This window comes from Colwellia sp. RE-S-Sl-9, assembly GCF_048296855.1.
Lineage (GTDB): Bacteria > Pseudomonadota > Gammaproteobacteria > Enterobacterales > Alteromonadaceae > Pseudocolwellia.
The window spans coordinates 4,630,007-4,650,968 of record NZ_CP182631.1; the positions used below are offsets into that span (position 1 = coordinate 4,630,007).

General features: G+C 35.8%; 17 protein-coding genes. 16 read left to right on the plus strand and 1 reads right to left on the minus strand.

Annotated elements, in window-relative coordinates:
- The first annotated feature begins 87 nt into the window (after nucleotides 1–87).
- The 16 genes from pyrH to tilS all read left to right on the plus strand — a co-directional run bounded on the left by pyrH (nucleotide 88) and on the right by tilS (nucleotide 19,377).
- Nucleotides 88–828: a UMP kinase gene (gene pyrH / locus ACM9HF_RS20230; protein WP_473613341.1), complete on the plus strand. Its 741-nt coding sequence runs from the start codon at nucleotides 88–90 to the stop codon at nucleotides 826–828.
- A 17-nt stretch (nucleotides 829–845) separates the two neighbouring features.
- Complete coding sequence (frr, locus tag ACM9HF_RS20235; protein ID WP_473613342.1) at nucleotides 846–1,403, plus strand: ribosome recycling factor; 558 nt, start codon at nucleotides 846–848, stop codon at nucleotides 1,401–1,403.
- A 209-nt stretch (nucleotides 1,404–1,612) separates the two neighbouring features.
- Complete coding sequence (uppS, locus tag ACM9HF_RS20240) at nucleotides 1,613–2,353, plus strand: polyprenyl diphosphate synthase (RefSeq protein WP_473613343.1); 741 nt, start codon at nucleotides 1,613–1,615, stop codon at nucleotides 2,351–2,353.
- A gap of 151 nt (nucleotides 2,354–2,504) precedes the next feature.
- Entirely contained in the window at nucleotides 2,505–3,371 is an 867-nt protein-coding gene (locus ACM9HF_RS20245) for a phosphatidate cytidylyltransferase (RefSeq protein WP_473613344.1), read from the plus strand.
- Between the two features lie 3 nt (nucleotides 3,372–3,374).
- Nucleotides 3,375–4,631, plus strand: coding sequence for a 1-deoxy-D-xylulose-5-phosphate reductoisomerase (gene ispC / locus ACM9HF_RS20250; RefSeq protein WP_473613345.1), 1,257 nt, complete (start codon nucleotides 3,375–3,377; stop codon nucleotides 4,629–4,631).
- A 1-nt stretch (nucleotide 4,632) separates the two neighbouring features.
- Complete coding sequence (rseP, locus tag ACM9HF_RS20255; protein WP_473613346.1) at nucleotides 4,633–5,988, plus strand: sigma E protease regulator RseP; 1,356 nt, start codon at nucleotides 4,633–4,635, stop codon at nucleotides 5,986–5,988.
- A gap of 53 nt (nucleotides 5,989–6,041) precedes the next feature.
- Entirely contained in the window at nucleotides 6,042–8,501 is a 2,460-nt protein-coding gene (gene bamA, locus ACM9HF_RS20260; RefSeq protein ID WP_473613347.1) for an outer membrane protein assembly factor BamA, read from the plus strand.
- Between the two features lie 74 nt (nucleotides 8,502–8,575).
- Nucleotides 8,576–9,094, plus strand: a complete 519-nt coding sequence (locus ACM9HF_RS20265; RefSeq protein WP_473613348.1) for an OmpH/Skp family outer membrane protein — start codon at nucleotides 8,576–8,578, stop codon at nucleotides 9,092–9,094.
- Between the two features lie 2 nt (nucleotides 9,095–9,096).
- Nucleotides 9,097–10,131, plus strand: coding sequence for a UDP-3-O-(3-hydroxymyristoyl)glucosamine N-acyltransferase (lpxD, locus tag ACM9HF_RS20270; RefSeq protein WP_473613349.1), 1,035 nt, complete (start codon nucleotides 9,097–9,099; stop codon nucleotides 10,129–10,131).
- A 60-nt stretch (nucleotides 10,132–10,191) separates the two neighbouring features.
- A complete protein-coding gene (gene fabZ / locus ACM9HF_RS20275) occupies nucleotides 10,192–10,644 on the plus strand; it encodes a 3-hydroxyacyl-ACP dehydratase FabZ (protein WP_473613350.1) in 453 nt (150 codons plus the stop codon).
- Nucleotides 10,645–10,674: 30 nt separating this feature from the next.
- Nucleotides 10,675–11,445 carry an acyl-ACP--UDP-N-acetylglucosamine O-acyltransferase gene (gene lpxA / locus ACM9HF_RS20280; RefSeq protein WP_473613351.1) on the plus strand — a complete coding sequence of 257 codons (771 nt, stop codon included), beginning with the start codon at nucleotides 10,675–10,677 and terminating at the stop codon, nucleotides 11,443–11,445.
- 42 nt (nucleotides 11,446–11,487) lie between these two features.
- On the plus strand, nucleotides 11,488–12,666 hold the full coding sequence (lpxB, locus tag ACM9HF_RS20285; protein ID WP_473618341.1) for a lipid-A-disaccharide synthase: 1,179 nt from the start codon (nucleotides 11,488–11,490) through the stop codon (nucleotides 12,664–12,666).
- Nucleotides 12,663–13,346: a ribonuclease HII gene (gene rnhB, locus ACM9HF_RS20290; RefSeq protein WP_473613352.1), complete on the plus strand. Its 684-nt coding sequence runs from the start codon at nucleotides 12,663–12,665 to the stop codon at nucleotides 13,344–13,346. Before lpxB ends, rnhB begins: the two co-directional genes overlap by 4 nt.
- 65 nt (nucleotides 13,347–13,411) lie before the next feature.
- Nucleotides 13,412–16,897: a DNA polymerase III subunit alpha gene (gene dnaE, locus ACM9HF_RS20295; RefSeq protein ID WP_473618342.1), complete on the plus strand. Its 3,486-nt coding sequence runs from the start codon at nucleotides 13,412–13,414 to the stop codon at nucleotides 16,895–16,897.
- Nucleotides 16,898–16,939: 42 nt separating this feature from the next.
- Nucleotides 16,940–17,896, plus strand: coding sequence for an acetyl-CoA carboxylase carboxyl transferase subunit alpha (gene accA / locus ACM9HF_RS20300; RefSeq protein ID WP_473613353.1), 957 nt, complete (start codon nucleotides 16,940–16,942; stop codon nucleotides 17,894–17,896).
- A gap of 74 nt (nucleotides 17,897–17,970) precedes the next feature.
- Nucleotides 17,971–19,377: a tRNA lysidine(34) synthetase TilS gene (tilS, locus tag ACM9HF_RS20305; RefSeq protein WP_473613354.1), complete on the plus strand. Its 1,407-nt coding sequence runs from the start codon at nucleotides 17,971–17,973 to the stop codon at nucleotides 19,375–19,377.
- Between the two features lie 277 nt (nucleotides 19,378–19,654).
- Here the strand turns inward: tilS and sstT are convergent, their stop codons facing one another.
- On the minus strand, nucleotides 19,655–20,881 hold the full coding sequence (sstT, locus tag ACM9HF_RS20310) for a serine/threonine transporter SstT (RefSeq protein ID WP_473613355.1): 1,227 nt from the start codon (nucleotides 20,879–20,881) through the stop codon (nucleotides 19,655–19,657).
- Nucleotides 20,882–20,962: the final 81 nt, after the last annotated feature.

Sequence of the window (20,962 nt, forward strand, 5' to 3'; positions counted from 1 at the left end):
AGTTAGCTAAACGTACTAGAATAGCCGCGACCAAATTTGGTCTCGGCTATTTTTTTATCTTCAGAAAAGTACAGGAATGTTTGTTATATGAGCGTGAACCCCAAACCTACATATCGTCGTATATTATTAAAACTTAGCGGTGAAGCCTTAATGGGCTCAGAGGGATTCGGTATTGATCCGAAAATCTTAGATCGCATGGCTCAAGAAATTAAAGAACTCATTGAAATGGGGATTCAAGTTGGCTTAGTTATCGGTGGTGGTAACTTATTCCGTGGTAAAGGATTAGCCGACGCAGGAATGAATCGAGTAGTGGGCGACCAAATGGGGATGCTAGCTACTGTAATGAATGGTTTAGCGATGCGTGATGCATTACACCGTGCATTTGTTAATACACGACTCATGTCGGCAATTGATCTTGCTGGCGTATGTGACCGTTATAACTGGGCTGAAGCGATTAGTTTATTAAAATCTGGTAGAGTGGTTATTTTTAGCGCTGGTACTGGTAACCCTTTCTTTACAACTGATTCAGCGGCTTGCTTACGTGGTATTGAAATTGAAGCGGATGTTGTTTTAAAAGCAACTAAAGTTGATGGTATTTATTCTGAAGATCCTGTAAAAAATCCTGATGCAACACTTTATAAGCATTTAACTTATGCAGAAGTACTCGATAAAGAGTTACAAGTTATGGATCTCGCTGCATTCACATTAGCACGTGATCATAGTATGCCTATTCGAGTATTTAATATGAATAAGCCGGGTTCACTTAAATCTGTTATTTTAGGTGAAGATGAAGGTACGATTATCGACCACGCAAAGAATTTAGATTAGTTTTAAGGAATATCAACGTGATTAATGAAATAAAACAAGATGCCCAAGAGCGCATGGGTAAAAGTATTGAAGCGTTAAAAAGTAGTTTAGCTAAAATAAGAACAGGCCGAGCTCATGCATCTTTACTTGATAATATTTCTGTAGATTACTACGGAATGGAAACACCTTTAAATCAAGTAGGTAATATTTCTGTTCCAGATGCTAGAAATCTTGCTATTACTGTTTTTGATAAAGGTATGATTGCTGCAGTTGAAAAAGCAATATTAAAGTCTGATTTAGGCTTAAATCCTCAATCAAACGGCACACTTATTCGTATTCCTCTTCCTCCATTAACGGAAGAGCGTCGTAAAGATTTAGTTAAAGTGGTTCGTGGTGAAGCCGAAGGTGGTAAAGTTGCTATTCGTAATATTCGTCGTGATGCGAACTCTGATTACAAGAGTCTTTTAAAAGATAAAGAAATCAGTGAAGACGAACATCATCAAGCTGAAGATGAGATCCAAAAGATCACCGATACATATATTAAGCAAGTTGATGAAATTTTGACCGCTAAAGAAGCGGAATTAATGGAAATTTAAATTTTTAATTGCTTATTAATAAACGCCGTAGATAATACCTGTTGGTAAATTTCTACGGCTTTTTTATATCGTAGAATAAGTTATACCAAACGCATTAATGAATTGACCTATTTTAGATGAGTATAAATGCTCAATGGGTTATTGCATTGGTATTATGTCAAACGGGTTAGGAAATTAGCTCTATTGGTATTAAAAGGTTAAAAGAGTAAATGTCAGAAGTTAGTCGAAAAATTCCACAGCATGTCGCTATTATTATGGATGGTAATGGACGTTGGGCTCAATCGCGTTCAAAAAATAGAGTTGCTGGACACAAAGCTGGCGTGGAAACTGTTCGTTCTTCGGTGACATCCGCAAGAAAGTTAGGTGTTAAGGCATTAACGCTTTTTGCGTTTAGTAGTGAAAATTGGTTGCGTCCTGAATCTGAAGTTAGTGTTTTGATGGAACTGTTTATGTTTGTACTGACTCGTGAAGTTAAGAGACTACATAAAAATGGTATTCGTTTTCAAATTATTGGTGATGTAACTCGTTTTTCAGATAAATTACAGAAAAAAATTAAAGTATCTGAAGAATTAACAAAAAACAACACGGATATGGTGCTATCTATTGCAGCTAATTATGGCGGGCGATGGGATATTACACAGGCAACAAAGTGTATTGCAGAAAAAGTACAAAATAAAGAATTAGCGTTAAACGATATAACAGAACAAGTTATGAATGAGCATATATCGTTAAATAACTTACCCGATTTAGATTTATTAATTCGCACCGGTGGTGATTATAGAATTAGTAATTTTTTATTATGGCAAGCTGCTTATGCTGAGTTTTATTTTACTGATATATTATGGCCTGACTTTGATAGCGAGGCTTTTGAAGAAGCTATTTATTCTTTTGATAAAAGAGAAAGGCGATTTGGTTTAACTGGCGAACAAACAAAAAATATTACCCAATAGGGAAATTAGCGATAAATATTGCTTATTAAAGCATATATTTATTTTTGTTAGTGTAATAAAGTGATTTTTAAAGCTTAATTTGTCGTAATAATTACAACAAAAAAAGCAAATAATAAGAATAAAAAATAACTTTAAAAAAAAAGGGTAAAATTTGTTAAAACATAGAATTATTACTGCACTTGTATTAGCTCCTGCAACTATAGCGAGCATTTTTTATTTACCCTTACCGTATTTTTCAGCACTAATGTTAGCTGTTATGGGAATAGGTGCTTGGGAATGGGGTCCTTTAATGGGCTTTGCAAACATAAGACGACGCTTAGCTTTTGTTATTGTTACCAGTATTTTAATCGCAACTCTTTGGTATTATTTTCCTTTATTAGAGTTATGGATAACCTCATCAAACCTTCAAAAGCCCATTATCTATATATTATGGCTTGCTGTTGCTTGGTGGTTATTATCAGCTACATTAACTTTTCTTTATCCTAGATACAGTAAATTTTGGTCTAGTCATCGTTCAATTAGAGGTGTTTTTGGTTGGTTAACGTTAGTTCCAACATGGCTTGCCTTTATTGTTATACGAAGTAGTGAATATCAAACGGATAGTTATCATGGTGCACAATTAATCATGTTCTTGTTTCTTATGGTGTGGAGTGCAGATATTGGCGCTTATTTTGTAGGTAAAGCGTTTGGTAAAAATAAGTTAATGCCTAATGTTAGTCCCGGAAAAACAATGGAAGGTTTTATTGGTGGTGTTATTGTTGCTTGTGTTTTAGTTACAATTGCTGGTGTTTCAATGAATTGGCAATCAGAACAGTTTTACTTGGTTATTCCTATTACGATATTAATTACAACGGTTTCTGTTTTAGGTGATTTGAATGAAAGTATGTTTAAAAGGCAAGCAGGTATAAAAGACAGCGGTTCAATCTTACCTGGTCACGGTGGAATTTTAGATAGGATTGATAGCTTAACGGCTACGGCTCCTATATATGCCTTATGTTACGCGTTAATAGGCTGGTAGTTAGTGTCTGATATAAAAAATGTTGTACGTCGCTTATGTATTTTAGGTGCGACAGGATCAATTGGTTTGAGTACGTTAGATGTGGTTCGCAGACACCCTAATAAATTTGATGTAGTAAGTTTATCTGCTTATTCAAATGTAGATGTATTACTAGCACAATGTGTAGAGTTTTTACCTGAATCTGTTGTTATGGTTTCAGAACCTCATGCGAAACAGTTAAAGAAACTTTTGGTTGAACAAGGCTTAGAAAGTATTCTTGTCCATTCAGGGGCTGCAGCACTAGAAGAAATTTCTAAAGAAGTAAGTACCGACACAGTAATGGCTGCTATTGTTGGCGCTTCAGGTTTAATGCCTACTATGGCTGCTGTTAATGCAGGAAAGCGTGTATTACTCGCAAATAAAGAAGCCTTAGTGACTTCAGGAGCTATTTTTATTGAGGCTGTAAAAGCGAGTGGCGCCCAACTGATCCCCATCGACAGTGAACACAATGCTATTTTTCAGTGTTTACCCATAGAAGCTCAAAATACTCCAGGTTATTGTGATCTAGCCTCAAACGGTGTCAGTAAAATTTTACTAACAGGTTCAGGTGGACCTTTTAGAACATATAATGTTGAACAATTAGAGAGCGTTACTGTAGAAGAAGCTTGTGCTCATCCTAATTGGGATATGGGACAAAAAATATCTGTAGACTCTGCCACTATGATGAATAAGGGTTTAGAACTTATTGAAGCCAAATGGTTATTTAATGTTGAGCCTGAAGATATTCAAATTGTTTTACATCCTCAAAGTACTATTCATTCAATGGTGCAATATAAAGATGGTTCTGTTCTTGCTCAGATGGGTAATCCTGATATGAGAACACCTATTGCGCATGCTTTATCTTTTCCTGAGCGCATAGAATCTGGCGTTGAACCTCTTGATTTCTTTAGTACTCCGTCATTTGATTTTCAGCCAGTAGATTTTGTTAAATACCCAAACCTAAAATTAGCTATTGAGGCTTGTAAGAATGGCCAAGGAGCATGTACAGCACTTAATGCAGCAAATGAAATAGCAGTAGATGCTTTTTTGAACAAAAAAATAAAATTTACTGATATATATAAAATAAATGAAACTTCTGTGAATAAATTTGTCTCAGAAGAGGTAACTTCAATTGATGACGTTATCAATTTAGATGGGCGAGTAAGAGAATTTACCACATCGTTGTTAGTTAATTATTCTAGAGAAGATAATCACGTGAAAGCGGATAGAGATAATCATTAGTATGTTTGAGTTTTTTTGGAATTTAGTCTCATTTGTTATTGCGTTAGGCATTTTAATTACAGTTCATGAATATGGCCACTTTTGGGTAGCTCGTAAAAATGGTGTAAAAGTTCAAAAGTTTTCAATAGGTTTTGGTAAAACCCTTTGGAGTAATGTGGGCAAAGATGGAACTGAATACGTTATTGCTTTAATTCCTCTTGGTGGTTTTGTGAAAATGTTAGATGACCGTGTTGATGACATTTCACCTGAAGATTCAGATAAAACGTTTAACAGTAAAACGGTTTATCAACGTATAGCAATTATTGCTGCAGGGCCTTTTGCTAATTTCGCCTTTGCTATTGTTGCCTTTTATTTAATGTTTTTAATTGGTGTACCTAGTATTAAGCCAATGATTGGTAATATTGAGCCAGCGTCTATTTCAGCAAAGGCAAACTTACCAGCTCAAAGTCAAATAGTTGAAGTAGCAGGGAAGAAAGTAGCCGATTGGCAAGACGTAAATCTTGCATTAGTTGGGGAGATTGGCAGTAAGGCTATTGAAATAAAAACGAAACAAGAAGACAGTGTTAATATTACTACTAGTTTATTAGACACTAACGAATGGCAGTTTTCACCTGATAAATTATCAGCTATTGAGAGTTTAGGTATAAAGCCTTTTAGCCCAAATGTTTATAATGAACTTGCTGTTATCCACCCTGATAGCCCCGCTCAAACTTCAGGATTAAAAGTTGGTGATATTTTATTAGAAGTTAATGGAATTTCTATAAAAGATGATTGGTATGATTTTTCTAATAAGATTAAAACATTAGCAGATCAATCAGTCGAAATAAAAATACAGCGTGAAGGTCTAACTCAAATAATAACAGTTACACCAAAAGCTATATCAAGAAATGGTAAAAAGATAGGCTATTTAGGTGTAACACCTAAGTCTGATAAATACCCAGAAAAATTTAAAATAAATACATCGTATGGTTTATTTGAAGCTTTAGAACAAAGTATTAATCGTACATGGAACTTGGTTGTACTGAGTTTTGATATGATAGGGAAATTATTAACAGGTGATGTTTCTGTTAAAAACTTAAGTGGGCCTATATCGATAGCACAAGGAGCAGGTGATAGTGCTAATTTCGGATTAGTATACTTTTTAGGCTTTTTAGCGCTAATTAGTATAAATCTAGGCATAATTAATTTATTACCACTACCAGTACTTGATGGTGGGCATTTACTCTATTACATTATAGAGCTCTTCACTGGGAAACCCGTACCTGAAAAAATACAAGAGGTTGGGTTTAAATTTGGTACTATTACACTATTGTGTTTAATGAGTATCGCTCTGTTTAATGATTTGTCTCGACTTTAGTAAAATTTCGACACTGACTATTTAATAAAAGAAGTAAATAAAGTTTATATTTTATGATGATAAAAAAAATTGCATTAGCTACCTTGCTTACTGGTTCAATCAACTCAGCAGTGGCAACAGAGGCGTTTCAAGTCGAAGATATCCAAGTTAAAGGATTACAACGTGTTGCCATAGGTGCGGCGTTGACTCATATTCCATTCAATATTGGAGATACACTAAACGATTATAGAATTTCTCAATCTATAAAGTCTTTATACAAGTCAGGTCATTTTAATGACATTGCAGTATATAAAGATGGCAACTCAATTATTTTCAGAGTGCAAGAAAGAGAAACTATCAGCGAAGTAACTTTTGATGGTAACAAAGATTTAAAAGACGAACAGCTAACTGAAAGCTTAGATGACAGTAATATTCGTGTCGGTGAAACGCTAGACAAAACAGTTTTATCAGGTATTGAATTAGGTCTGGAAGACTTTTATCACAGTGTTGGTAAATATAATGCTGATGTAACATCTGAGATCACCCATCTACCTCGTAATCGAGTAAAAATTGATTTTACTTTTAAAGAAGGCGATGCGGCAGCAATCGAACAAATTAATATCGTGGGTAATGAACTTTTTACCGATGAAGAATTATTAAAAAATATAGAATTAACCTTTGATTCACCTTGGTGGGATTTTATGGCGCAAGATCGCTATCAAAAACAAACCTTGCAAGGTGATATGGAAACAATAGAAAGTTTCTACCTAGATCGAGGTTATTTACAATATAAAGTTGATTCAACCCAAGTTTCAATGACTCCTGATAAAAAAGGCGTATACATTACCTTAAACATTACCGAAGGTGAAAAATACACGGTTAGTGATGTTGAATTTATGGGTGAACTTGTTGGCTTTGAAAATACAATTAAGGCTATTTCACCGTTAAAAGGAAACCAGTTGTATAATGGTGCGCTGGTTACTTATAACGAAGAAATGATCAGTAAGTTTTTTGGTCGTTTTGGTTATGCTTATCCTAAAGTAACGACGATTCCAGAAATTAATGAAGAAGATAAAACAGTTAAACTCGTTGTATCTATAGATGCAGGTAAAAGAGTATATGTTAATCGTATCAACTTTAAAGGTAATGATGTAACTGCCGATCGCGTATTACGTAGAGAAATGCGCCAAATGGAAGGTTCATGGTTATCAAATAATAATGTGGAATCTTCAAAAGCTTGGTTACAACGTTTGCCTTATATGGAAAGTGTTGAATTTGAAACAACTAAATTACCAGGTGAAGATGATTTAGTTGATGTTGACTTTAGCGTAAAAGAGCAACCATCTGGATCTTTTACTGCAGGTATTGGTTATGGTGATACAACTAAATTAAGTTTAAATGCTGGTATTCAACAAAATAACTTCTTAGGTACCGGTAACCGTCTTGCTTTGAGTCTTAATACTGTAAGTTATCAAAGTAGTGCAAGCTTATCTTATACGGACCCATATTTTACCGTTGATGGTATTTCATTGGGTGGAAGTATTTTTTATACAGAGTTTGATGCTGGAGCGGCTAACCTTGAGCAATACAACAGTAAAAAGTATGGTATTGGTGCTAACTTAGGTTTTCCTATTAACGAATATGTTCGCTTAAACTTTGGTATAAATTATAAAAATGAAACAATCACACGATTACAGTCTTATGAACAAATAGAAACTTTTTATGATTTATATGGTGATCCTAATGATCCCGGTGCAAAGCTACAATTTGAAACATATGATTTTTCGGCTGCCATTATACGTAATACGTTAAACAGAGGTACCTTTCCGTCTGACGGATCAAACCAAAGTTTATCATTTAAAATAACAACGCCAAACTCTGACTTACAATTCTTTAAAGTTAATTTAGATACAAAATGGTATTTTCCAATATCTAGAGATCAACGTTGGACGTTTTTAACACGTTTCCAAGCCGGTTATGGTAATGGCTACGGAACTATTAATGGTAACGATCAGATTTTCCCATTTCAAGAGAACTTTAGAGCAGGTGGTGCAGATACGTTACGTGGTTTTGAAACCAATATTGTAGGTCCAAGGGCTATTAATAGATATCCAAGAACTATTCCTTCTTTAGGTCAAGAGGCTTGTTGTTTTAGTGAAGATAGTGATGCTGTATTTTTGTCTCAACGTTCAGTTGGTGGTAATGCACTTGTACTAGCGGGAATAGAGTTAATTGTTCCTACTCCATTTTTAGATGAGGGATTTTCTAATAGTGTTCGTTCAAGCTTTTTTGTTGATGCGGGTAATGTATGGGATACTGAGTTTAATATAAATGATTATCGTGATTTAACGCCAATAGAGTTCAGTAAGGTAAGAGATTTTTCAGACCCTAATACATATAGAGCTTCTGCGGGTATGTCAGTACAATGGCTTTCACCAATGGGACCTATGATATTTAGTTTTGCTAAAACATTGAAATCTGAGTTTGATGATGATACTAAGTTCTTCACCTTTAATATCGGTCAAACCTTTTAAAAATAAAATTGATCCCTATATAGATATAATGATCAGTAACTAACATAAAATAAAAAGACACTTAGGAGTACACATTGAATAAATTTATGAAATCTTTAGTAATGACTACAGCAGCATCTGGAATGTTATTAGCTGGTTCAGTAATGGCAGCAGATCAAAAAATAGGCGTAGTTAATTTTCAAGAAATTATGAGTAAAATTCCACAGACTGCTATTGTTATGCAAACGTTAGAAGCGGAATTTAAAGACGAAAAAGCAGAACTTGCTCAATTAGAGAAAGACATTAAGTACTTTCAAGAAAAGCAACAACGCGATAGCTCGTTAATGAGTAAGAAAGAAAAAGAAAAGCTTGAGCTAGATATCACGACTAAATATCAAGAATATCAAACTAAAGGTAAAGTTTTTCAACAAAAAACTGGCGTTCGTCAAAACGAAGAAACAACTAAAATTATCGCATTAGTGCGTCAAGCAATAAATAGTATTGCTGACTCAGGTAAATACGATTTAATTTTAGAACAAAAAGCGGTTGTTTTTTCAAAACCTAATGCAAGTATTACTGACCAAGTTGTAGAAAAAGTTAGTAAACTTAAATAACGATGATAAAAAAAAACTTCACGCTAGCTGAAATAGCGAAAGAAATTGGTGCAACTGTTAATGGTGATGAAAATTGCGAAGTTAACAGTTTAGCCACTTTAGCAAATGCTAAAACAGGGCAAATTGCGTTTCTAGCGAATAAAAAATATCGTCAACAATTAAATCATACGCAAGCCAGTGCTGTTATTATCAATAAAGAGTGTTTAGAGGATGTACCTACAAATGCTTTAGTTATGGATAATCCTTATTTAGGATATGCACTTACAGCTCAATTACTTGATACCACGCCAAAACCTTCCTCATCCATACACTCATCTGCGGTTATTCATTCTTCTGTAACTTTAGGCGAAAATGTCTCTGTGGGCGCGAATGCGGTTATAGAAGCTGGTGTTGAACTTGCTGACAATGTAATCATTGGCGCAGGTTGCTTTATTGGTGAGAATACTTCAATTGGAAGTCATACTTCCATGTGGGCTAATGTCAGTATTTATCATAATGTTAAAATTGGTACGCATTGCTTAATTCAAGCGAATAGCGTTATCGGTTCTGACGGTTTTGGCTATGCACCTGTTAGTGGGAAGTGGCTTAAAATACCTCAACTAGGTTCTGTAATTATTGGTAATAATGTGGAAATTGGAGCAAGTACTACGATTGATCGTGGTGCTTTAGACGATACGATTATTGAAGATAATGTTATTCTCGATAATCAAATTCAAATTGCACATAACGTGGTTATAGGGGCTGGTACGGCAATGGCCGCATGTAGCGTTATTGCTGGTAGCACAACTATAGGTAAAAATTGCACTATAGCTGGCCTTGTAGGAATCAATGGACATATTGAAATTTCCGATAATTGTATTTTTACTGGTATGGCAATGGTCACTAAATCTATATCCACATCAGGAGTTTATTCTTCAGGAATGCCGGTTACTCCTAATAAAGATTGGCGCAAAATTAATGTTCATCTTCGTAGGCTAGACAGTATGTCGAAACGTCTTAGTACATTAGAATCTGAATTATTAGAAAAAAATAAGTAATTTATATCGGTTCTTTGATAAAATTATTTTAATTAAATTACTTTCATAAGGAATAATGAATTGGAATCTCAAAAAAATGAGTTAAACGTTCATGAAATTCAAGAGTTAATCCCTCATCGTTACCCAATGCTGCTTGTAGATCGTGTTCTGGATTATGAACCGGGTAAAAGTCTTCACGCAATAAAAAATGTTACTTTTAATGAACCTGTATTTACAGGGCATTTTCCTGAACTTGCTATTTTCCCTGGTGTTTTAATACTAGAAGCATTAGCACAAGCAACAGGGATTTTAGGTTTTAAATCGAGCGAAGGTCGAAAAGATGGCGAAATGTATTTATTTGCATCTATAGATAAAGCTCGCTTTAAGCAACCGGTTGTTCCCGGTGATACAATGCACTTGCATGTGGATTTCATCAAAGAGCGTCGTGGTATGTGGAAATTTTACGGTGAAGCGAAAGTGAACGGTAAAGTTGTTTGTTCTGCAGAACTGATGTGTGCCAGACGTAAGCTATAAACGATTTCAAAGTAAATAAATGGTGAAAAAATGATTCACGAACAGGCTATTATTGAGCCAGGTGCTGTTATTGGTAAAAATGTAACTATTGGACCTTGGACATATATTAGTAAAAACGTCGTTATTGGTGATGATTGTGTAATAAGCTCACACGTTGTCATTAACGGCCCTACACGAATCGGTAAAGGAAATCGTATTTTTCAGTTCGCTAGTATTGGTGAAGACTGCCAAGATTTAAAATATGCTGGTGAACCAACAGAGTTAATTATTGGTGACAATAATACCTTTAGAGAGTCGTGCACGATTCATCGCGGTACTATTCAAGATAATAGCCTGACTCAAATAGGTAGTAATAACTTATTTATGGCTTATACCCATGTCGCACATGACTGTGTGGTGGGCAATCATTGTATACTTGCCAATAATGCTTCTATTGCTGGTCATGTACATGTAGGTGATCATGCTATTTTAGGTGGTATGTCTGGCGTTCATCAATTTTGTTATATTGGTGCGCATAGCTTTATTGCTGCTAATGCCTTAGTGTTAAAAGATGTACCTCCTTATGTAATGGCTTCAGGTCAGCCGGCAAAACCTTTTGGATTAAATTCAGAAGGTTTAAAGCGTCGTGGTTTTGATAAAGATGTTATTTTAACTATTAAGCGTGCATACAAAGAAGTTTACAGAAAAGGCTTGTCAGCTGATGACGCTATTGAGTCAATGAATAAATTAGCTGATAACATGCCAGAATTAGATCTATTTTCTGATTTTATTCGAGATTCAAGCCGCGGTATTATTCGTTAGATACCGCATATTCTTTGCCTTTATCGTATAAGAAGTATTGTGATTCATCATTTAGACGAAACTTATTCAGTAGCACCTTCAACATCTAATATTCCTGTTATTGGTATTGTTGTAGGTGAACATTCTGGAGATACTTTAGGTGAAGGCCTAATTATAGCGCTAAAGCGTACTTACCCTAATGCTAAGTTTGTTGGTATTGGCGGCCCTAAAATGCTTGCACAAGGTTTTGAAAGTTTATTCGCAATGGATGAACTTTCTGTTATGGGAATTGTTGAAGTCTTAGGGCGCTTAAAGCGATTAATGTATGTGCGTAAAAGCGTTGTTAATTATTTTAAAGAGAATAAGCCGGATATATTTATTGGAATAGATGCACCTGATTTTAATTTAACCTTAGAAGAAAAATTAAAGCAGTGCGGAATTAAAACAGTTCAATATGTAAGTCCATCCGTTTGGGCTTGGCGAGAAAAGCGTATTTTTAAAATAGCGCGTGCAACTCATTTAGTCTTATCTCTACTCCCGTTCGAGAAAAAGTTTTACGATAAACATAATGTCCCTTGTACCTTTGTAGGGCATTCACTTGCTGACGATATCCCATTAGTTTCCAGCAAAACGGAAGCTAGAAAGTCTCTTAATTTACCTGAAAATGCTAAGATTTTAGCACTTATGCCAGGAAGTCGTGGTGGTGAGTTAGCTAAATTGGTAGAACCTTTTTTACAGAGTGCATTAATACTTGCTGAGCAAGATGATAATTTGTTATTTATTGCACCGATGATCAGTGAAAAAAGAGCAGAGCAATTTACTACGCTTAAAAATGAAATTGCACCTAATTTACCTGTACAAATTATTATTAACCAAACACATAAAGTGATGGCGGCAAGTGACTGCTTATTAACTGCTTCGGGCACAGTAACACTTGAAGCTGCTTTAATTAAACGGCCTATGGTGATTACATATAAGTTTAACCTTATCACTTATATGTTAGCTAAGTGGTTAGTAAAACTTAAGTGGTTCTCGTTGCCTAATTTGCTGGCGAATGAAACGCTTGTACCAGAGTTATTGCAAGATGAAGTGGTACCAGAAAAAATAGTGCCTTTACTACAGCAATTTTTAAACGAAGATCAATCTAATTTAAACGAAAAGTTTATGAAAATTCACCAAAGCCTTAAGCAAGACGCAAGTGAAAAAGCGGCTCAAGCAATTATCGGATTAATCGAATCATGAGTGAAAAATCAAACAAAGCTCTGGCTAGCAAAACTATTAAAAAGCCTAAAGTCGTTTTTCCACCCTTTGAATATCCATTAGCCTATTGTATTGCCGGTGTTGATGAAGTTGGTCGAGGCCCTTTAGTGGGAGATGTTGTTACTGCGGCAGTAATACTTGATCCCGATAATCCTATTGAAGGTTTAAAAGATTCTAAAAAATTATCGGAAAAAAAACGTCCATTATTAGCTGAAGAAATTAAACAAAAAGCCATATCTTGGGCAATAGGTAGAGCAACACCAGAAGAGATAGATACACTCAACATCTTACACGCAACGATGTTAGCTATGCAGCGTGCTGTACAAGGACTCGATGTTACACCTGATTACGTTTTAGTTGATGGTAATCGTTGCCCTGTATTTTTAGGTGAAAATGGAAATATAGAAACACAAGCGGTGGTAAAAGGTGATGATAGAGTTGCTGAAATTAGTGCAGCTTCAATTTTAGCTAAAGTTGCGCGTGATGAAGAAATGATTGCTTTAGATAAGTTATATCCCGAATACGGTTTTGCTCAACATAAAGGTTATCCAACAAAAGTTCATCTAGAAAAAATTATAGAACATGGTGTTTTAGATTGTTATCGTGCGAGCTTTAAACCTGTCGCCCAAGTTATTCAAGAACAAGGGGTTAATAAACCTTAATGTCTGATAATCAGTCTGAAGATACAAATCAACTTGTAGAAATAGCATCCGAAAGCGATGTACCTATGGCAAGAGATCCTAAATTTGTGCATTTAAGAGTACATAGCGACTATTCAATGTGCGACGGCTTAAACAAAGTTAAACCTATTGTGAGCAAAGCGGCTGATTTATCAATGCCGGCTTTAGCGCTGACAGATCAAACAAATTTATGTGGCTTAGTTAAATATTATCACGCGACTCATGGCGCTGGAATAAAACCGATTATTGGTGCTGATTTTTGGGTGAGAAGTGATGAGTTAGGAGATGAGCTTTTTCGTCTTGTGGTGTTGGCGTCTAATAACAAAGGCTATAAAAATTTAACTGAGCTTATTTCTAACGCTTACCTTCGTGGGCATATTCAAGACCGAGCAGTAATTGATAAGAGCTGGCTTGTTGATTATTCAGAAGGATTAATACTCTTATCTGGTGGTCGAGAAGGTGATATAGGAAAAGCGTTAACTAAAGGAAACATGCCTTTAGTTAACGAAATGGTGTCTTTTTACCAAGAACATTTCAATAATAACTTTTTCTTAGAGCTTATTCGTACTGGGCGAGAAAACGAAGAAACATATTTACATTTAGCGATAGACGTCGCACAAAAATATCAATTACCAGTCGTAGCTACGAATGAAGTGATGTTTTTAAAAGAAGAAAACTTTGACGCACACGAAATTCGAGTTGCGATTCATGATGGTTATACTCTTGATGACAAACGCCGGCCTAAGCGTTATAGCAAAGAACAATACTTACGTTCTGAAGAAGAAATGTGCGAGCTTTTTTCCGATATTCCTGAAGCATTAGCCAATAGTGTTGAAATTGCTAAACGATGCAACGTCACAGTAACTTTAGGTGAATATGTTTTACCTGATTTTCCCACTGAAGGTTTATCAATAGAAGATTATTTGGTTAAAGTTTCAGAAGAAGGTTTGCAAGAAAGGTTAGAGTTTTTATTTGATAAAGATGCGCCTGATTTTGCTGAAAAACGTAAACCTTATGATGAGCGTTTAGCAATTGAACTAGAAGTTATCAACAAAATGGGCTTTCCCGGTTACTTCTTGATCGTAATGGAATTTATTCAATGGAGTAAAGATAATAATATTCCAGTAGGTCCTGGTCGTGGTTCAGGCGCGGGTTCTTTAGTAGCTTATGCTCAAAAAATTACCGACTTAGATCCCCTTGAATATGATTTACTTTTCGAACGTTTCTTAAACCCTGAACGTGTATCAATGCCTGATTTTGATATCGACTTTTGTATGGATCGTCGAGATGAGGTAATAGATCATGTTGCCGAACTTTATGGTCGTGATGCTGTATCGCAAATTATTACTTTTGGTACTATGGCAGCAAAAGCGGTAATTCGAGATGTTGGCCGCGTTCTTGGCCATCCTTATGGTTTTGTTGATCGTATCTCTAAATTAATTCCTGGTGATCCGGGAATGACCTTAGCAAAAGCATTTGAAGTAGAACCCAAATTACCAGAAGTATACGCACAAGACTCTGATGTGAAAGATCTCATTGATATGTGTCGTATCTTAGAAGGTACAACCAGAAACGCCGGTAAACATGCGGGGGGTGTTGTTATTTCACCTACAACCATTACAGATTTTGCACCACTTTATTGTGATGACGAAGGCAAAAACCCCGTTACACAATTTGATAAAAATGATGTTGAAGATGCAGGTTTAGTTAAATTCGATTTTTTAGGTCTTAGAACGCTCACTATTTTGCAGTGGGCCATTGAGATGGCTGATGAGAAACTGCTAAAAGCGGGTAAAGAGCCTATTGATATAGCTAGTATCAATTTAGAAGATCCTGCTAGTTTCAAAGTGTTATTAAACGCGGAAACAACTGCAGTATTCCAATTAGAATCTAGCGGTATGAAATCACTGATCGCTAAATTAAAACCCGATTGTTTTGAAGATATTATCGCACTTGTGGCCTTATTTAGACCAGGCCCATTACAGTCAGGTATGGTTGATAACTTTATAGAGCGTAAACATGGTCGTGAAGTTGTAAGTTACCCTGATGAAACGTGGCAGCATATAGATCTTAAGCCTATATTAGAGCCTACTTACGGCATTATCTTGTATCAAGAACAAGTAATGCAGATAGCACAGGTTTTAGCGGGTTACTCTCTTGGTGGAGCTGATATGCTTCGTCGAGCTATGGGTAAGAAAAAGCCAGAAGAAATGGCGAAACAGCGTGCAGGTTTTGAGCAAGGAGCTATAAATCGTGGTGTAGATGGCGAGTTAGCCATGAAAATATTCGATTTAGTAGAAAAGTTTGCTGGTTACGGTTTCAATAAATCACATTCAGCTGCTTACGCGTTAGTTTCATACCAAACCTTATGGATGAAAACCCACTATCCAGCACCATTTATGGCGGCAGTAATGTCTGCCGATATGGATAATACCGATAAGATTGTTACCTTAGTTGACGAATGTGGAAATATGGGGATTGATATTCTTCCTCCAGATGTTAATGCCGGACATTACAAATTTACCGTAAATGAAGATAATCAAATCGTGTATGGTATTGGTGCGGTTAAAGGTGTAGGTGAAGGTCCGATTGAAGCGATTATTAACGCGCGTAAAGAAGGTGGACCTTTTGTTAATTTATTCGATTTTTGTGCCCGTTTAGATCTTAAAAAAACGAATAAGAGGGTGCTTGAAAAACTCATTAAATCAGGAGCTATGGATCATTTAGGGCCTCATCGAGCGGCATTATTTGAAACCCTACCTGAGGCTATAAAAGCAGCAGAGCAACATGCCAAAGCGCAAGCGTTGGGGCAAGACGATTTATTTGGCTTAATTAATGAAGAGCCTGAAGACACCAGACAAGCCTTTAAAGAAGTACCTAAGTGGGCTGAAGAAGTTTGGCTTAATGGTGAAAAAGAAACCTTAGGATTATACTTAACAGGCCATCCCATTAATCGATACTTATCTGAAATAAAGCACTATGCCAGTGGTCGATTAGTTAGCATGCAACCTACTAATAAAGATAAAACAACCGTAGCTGTTGGTTTAGTGTTGGGTGTTAGGGTTATGGTGAATAAACGGGGTCGTCGCTGGGCATTAGTTACCTTAGATGACAAAAGCGCGCGTATTGATATTCGACTTTTTCCTGATGATTATGATACCTTTGCCGAGCTACTTGTTACTGATGCTATTTTAGTGTGTAGTGGACAGGTCAGCTTTGATGAATATTCTGGTGGCATTACAATGACCGCCCGAGATATAATGACCATTGCTGACGCAAGAGAAAACTATGTAACATCTCTTGATATACACGTAAAAAGAGCGGCAATTAGTAATAATTTTATAGAACAATTTTCTCAGGTACTGTCTCCTTTTAAAGATGGTACTTGTCCTGTTAGAGTGTTTTACCAACGCGAAGAAGCGCAGGGAATGCTTGAACTAGGCGTACAATGGCGAGTTACTCCAGAAGATGCTTTATTGCATGAACTAAGAACACTACTTGGTGAAGAGTGCTTAGCGTTACAATTTAAATAAGAGTTGTGTACTACAGCTCAAAGACTTAGGTAAAAAATTCACATGTCATTAAATTTTTTAGACTTTGAACAGCCAATTTCAGAACTTGAAGCAAAAATTGAAGAATTAAAGTCAGTTAACTCTGGTCAAGAGCTTGATTTAGATCTTGAAGATCAAATTATGCAACTTCATGAGAAAAACAAAGAACAAACTAAAAAAATATTTGCCAACCTTGATCCTTGGCAAACGGCTCGCGTTGCTCGTCATCCACAACGTCCATATACGTTAGACTACATTGAACGTATGTTCACAGAATTTGACGAATTAGCGGGTGATCGTGCTTATGCTGACGATAAAGCTATTGTTGGTGGTACTGCTCGCTTAGATGGTATGCCTGTGATGATCATTGGTCATCAAAAAGGGCGTTCAACTAATGAAAAAGTTAGACGTAATTTTGGTATGCCACGTCCAGAAGGTTACCGTAAAGCTTTACGTTTAATGAAAATGGCTGAACGTTTTAATATGCCTATTATTACCCTTATTGACACTCCCGGTGCTTACCCTGGTATTGGTGCTGAAGAGCGAGGTCAATCAGAAGCTATCGCCACTAACTTAAAAGTTATGTCGCGATTAACTGTACCTATTGTTTGTACTGTTATAGGTGAAGGTGGTTCTGGTGGTGCTCTTGCTATTGGTGTTGGTGACAGAGTTAATATGTTGCAATATTCAACCTATTCAGTAATTTCACCAGAAGGTTGTGCTTCAATTTTATGGAAAACAGCTGAAAAAGCACCTGTAGCAGCAGAGGCTATGGGGATTACAGCAAAACGTATTAAAGAATTAGAATTAATTGATAACGTAGTTGAAGAGCCTTTAGGCGGAGCTCATAGAGATATGGATCTTATGGCCGAATGTTTAAAACAAGAACTTAAGCGTAACTTAGCTGAGTTAACTGATTTGCCTAAAGATGAACTTATTGAAAAACGTTACGATCGTTTAATGTCTTACGGTTATTGTTAATTTAGTAACCTGTTATAACTTTCCAGCGTTAAGCACTTAACGCTGGAAAATATTAAAAGAGTAAGGCTAATTTTATGTCGTTAGAATCCACTCTATTTAATTATATTACTACCTACCTTCAATCACATTCTAATACACATATTATTATCGCTTATAGTGGTGGAATAGACTCTCAAGTTTTATTACACGCATTATCAAACTTTAAAAACAACATTTTAAATAATCCTCAAAACATTAACCAAGCATTGAGTTGTTCAATAAGTGTGTGTCATGTTAATCATGGCTTAAGTAGTAACGCACTTAAATGGGAAAACTTTGCTCAACAGCAATGTAACTTGCACCAATTACCTTTAGATATTTGTAGGGTTAATGTAAAAGCTAAAGCACAACATAGTCTTGAAGAGCTTGCGAGAGATGCTAGATATGACGCGCTTAAGTCTCTCATCAAAAATAAAGAATTTAAGCACGTATTAGTGCTTACGGGCCATCATAATGATGATCAAGCTGAAACTTTTTTATTAGCTTTAAAGCGCGGTTCTGGCTTAAAAGGTTTGTCAGCCATGAAACAAGAAATGGTCTTTGGCACTTCATTATTGGGCAGACCGTTATTAGGTGTTTCAAGAAGCGAAATAGAGGCCTATGCGCAAGAGCATCAATTAACTTGGATTGATGATGAATCGAATGAAGACGTTCGATTTGATCGTAACTTTCTACGTCATCAAGTTATGCCTATTATTACCGAGCGTTGGCCGAGTTTTTTAAAAACGATGAACAGAAGCGCTGAACATTGCCAAGAAGCCGAGCTATTGTTAACTGAGTTAGCAGAGCAAGATCTGGAAAACATTCAAGTAGGTGTTAACACGTTATCGTTAGTTAAGTTACAACAATTATCTCAAGCACGATTTAATAATGTTATTCGTTATTTTTTAAGTATTCATCAATGCTTAATGCCTAGTACTGCGCAATTAATCCAATTACAAACACAGCTTTTAGCTAATAATGATAAAAGCCCTGCGGTAAAGGTAGGTAATTATTGGTTAAGGCGCTTTAAACAATGTGTTTATTTAACTCCTGACTTTAAAGACATCTCTGACTTTTATTCGTGTGTTAAGTCTGAATTAACATCTACTATAGATGAAGTTGTTAAATTGCCTGATGGTTTAGGTGATTTACTTTTTAAATATGAGGTTAAGAACAAGGATACTGAAAATCAAACTTGTCAGCTTATTTCGCCAACATGCACACAACAAGTTAGCATTCGGTTTACTCATAATAATCCAACTTGTATACCTGATTATCGACAACATTCACGCTCGTTAAAAAAGGTTTTACAAGAATTAGATATACCTACATGGCAGAGAAAACGGCTACCTTTTGTTTATTATGATGATCAGCTTGTAGCTGTAATAGGGCACTTTGTTTGTAAAGGGTTTGTGCCTAAAGATAAAGAAGATACTTTGCAGATAATATGGAATACTTGACTAAAAAAACAGCCATTTAATAATAACTAACCTGAATTCGGCTTAACAAATGCTTCTCTAGCTGCTATTTTTCCTAATTTCTGCGTTAAATTTACTTGCAATAGACCAGCTATTGACGCGAAATTTGCCTTGAATTAAGAAAAACTATCAAGCTAGAGGCTCAATGAAACTATTTTTTATATTTCAATTTATTAAACATCTCTTAAACCGAGTTCAGGTTAATCAAGTGGCTGTTTTTTTTAGTTGTATTAACGAATCTTTTTAACCAGAATTCAGGTTATTTATCCTTATCAAGATAATGAGATGCTGCAGCAGTAAACACTACATCTGTTGAGCTGTTGAGCGCTGTTTCAGCAGAATCTTGTATTACACCAATAATAAAACCTATCGCCACCACTTGCATTGCTACATCGTTAGGTACGCCAAATAAACTACAGGCTAGCGGAATAAGTAGCAATGAACCACCAGCAACCCCTGAAGACCCACAAGCTGAAATAGACGCCACTACACATAACAGTAATGCGGTAGGAAAGTCTATTTCAATGCCTAAGCTATTTGCAGTAGCAAGGGTTAAAACCGTTACCGTAATTGCAGCGCCTGCCATATTTATCGCAGATCCTAATGGGATTGAAATAGAGTAAGTGTCTTCGTGCAATTTAAGTTTCTTACATAAAGCTAAATTAATTGGAACGTTTGCTGCTGAACTTCGGGTGAAGAATGCTGTAATACCTGACTCTTTCAAACAAGTAAAAACTAAAGGGTAGGGGTTTTGTTTAGTAATAACATAAACAATTAATGGGTTAATAATTAAAGCAATGATTAACATAGAGCCAACGAGTACCGTTAATAGCTGACCATATTCAGCAAATACAGCAAAGCCAGTACTTGCAATGGTGTTAGCCACTAAACCAAATATACCAATAGGTGCAAAACGAATAACAAGCCTTACAATGCTTGTTATCGCTTCGCTAAAGTCGTGAACCATTGTTTTAGTGCTTTCATTGGAATGCTTTAGAGTGAGGCCTAAGCCAATTCCCCACGCTAATACGGCAATAAAATTACCATTAATAATCGCTTTGACAGGATTTTCTACCACTTTAAATGCGAGGGTTGTTAATACTTCACCCAGTCCTTGAGGTGGGTTTGCTACGGCACTGGCAATATTTAAAGTTAGCGTGGTTGGAAATAAAAAACTTAAGATAACTGCAACAAAGGCGGCACTTAGTGTTCCTATTAAATACAGTGCGATAATAGGTTTTAGATTAGCATCGTTGTTTGGCTTTTGATTGGCAATTGAAGACATAACTAAAACAAAAATTAGTATGGGTGCAACAGCTTTAAGTGCATTAACAAAAAGTTGGCCCAACACTGAAAACGACTGTGCTGTATCAGGGGCTATAGTCGCAAATATTGATGCAAATATAATAGCGATGATAATTTGGCTAACTAGCCCCATCGACTTTATTTTGGCGAGTAAAGAAAGGTTTTCGTTATTTGAGGTCATAAATTAAGCCTAAGTTATTGTTTTTATAATTTGAAAATTTTTTAATCATCTATAATGATGTAGACAGTTTTTCTTATTGTT

Excerpts from the sequence above, each read along its gene's own strand:
- pyrH (WP_473613341.1), top strand. The coding sequence starts at position 88 with ATGAGCGTGAACCCCAAACCTACATATCGTCGTATATTATTAAAACTT.
- uppS (WP_473613343.1), top strand. The coding sequence starts at position 1,613 with ATGTCAGAAGTTAGTCGAAAAATTCCACAGCATGTCGCTATTATTATG.
- rseP (WP_473613346.1), top strand. The coding sequence starts at position 4,633 with ATGTTTGAGTTTTTTTGGAATTTAGTCTCATTTGTTATTGCGTTAGGC.
- bamA (WP_473613347.1), top strand. The coding sequence starts at position 6,042 with ATGATGATAAAAAAAATTGCATTAGCTACCTTGCTTACTGGTTCAATC.
- lpxD (WP_473613349.1), top strand. The coding sequence starts at position 9,097 with ATGATAAAAAAAAACTTCACGCTAGCTGAAATAGCGAAAGAAATTGGT.
- lpxA (WP_473613351.1), top strand. The coding sequence starts at position 10,675 with ATGATTCACGAACAGGCTATTATTGAGCCAGGTGCTGTTATTGGTAAA.
- rnhB (WP_473613352.1), top strand. The coding sequence starts at position 12,663 with ATGAGTGAAAAATCAAACAAAGCTCTGGCTAGCAAAACTATTAAAAAG.
- dnaE (WP_473618342.1), top strand. The coding sequence starts at position 13,412 with ATGGCAAGAGATCCTAAATTTGTGCATTTAAGAGTACATAGCGACTAT.
- accA (WP_473613353.1), top strand. The coding sequence starts at position 16,940 with ATGTCATTAAATTTTTTAGACTTTGAACAGCCAATTTCAGAACTTGAA.
- tilS (WP_473613354.1), top strand. The coding sequence starts at position 17,971 with ATGTCGTTAGAATCCACTCTATTTAATTATATTACTACCTACCTTCAA.
- sstT (WP_473613355.1), bottom strand. The coding sequence starts at position 20,881 with ATGACCTCAAATAACGAAAACCTTTCTTTACTCGCCAAAATAAAGTCG.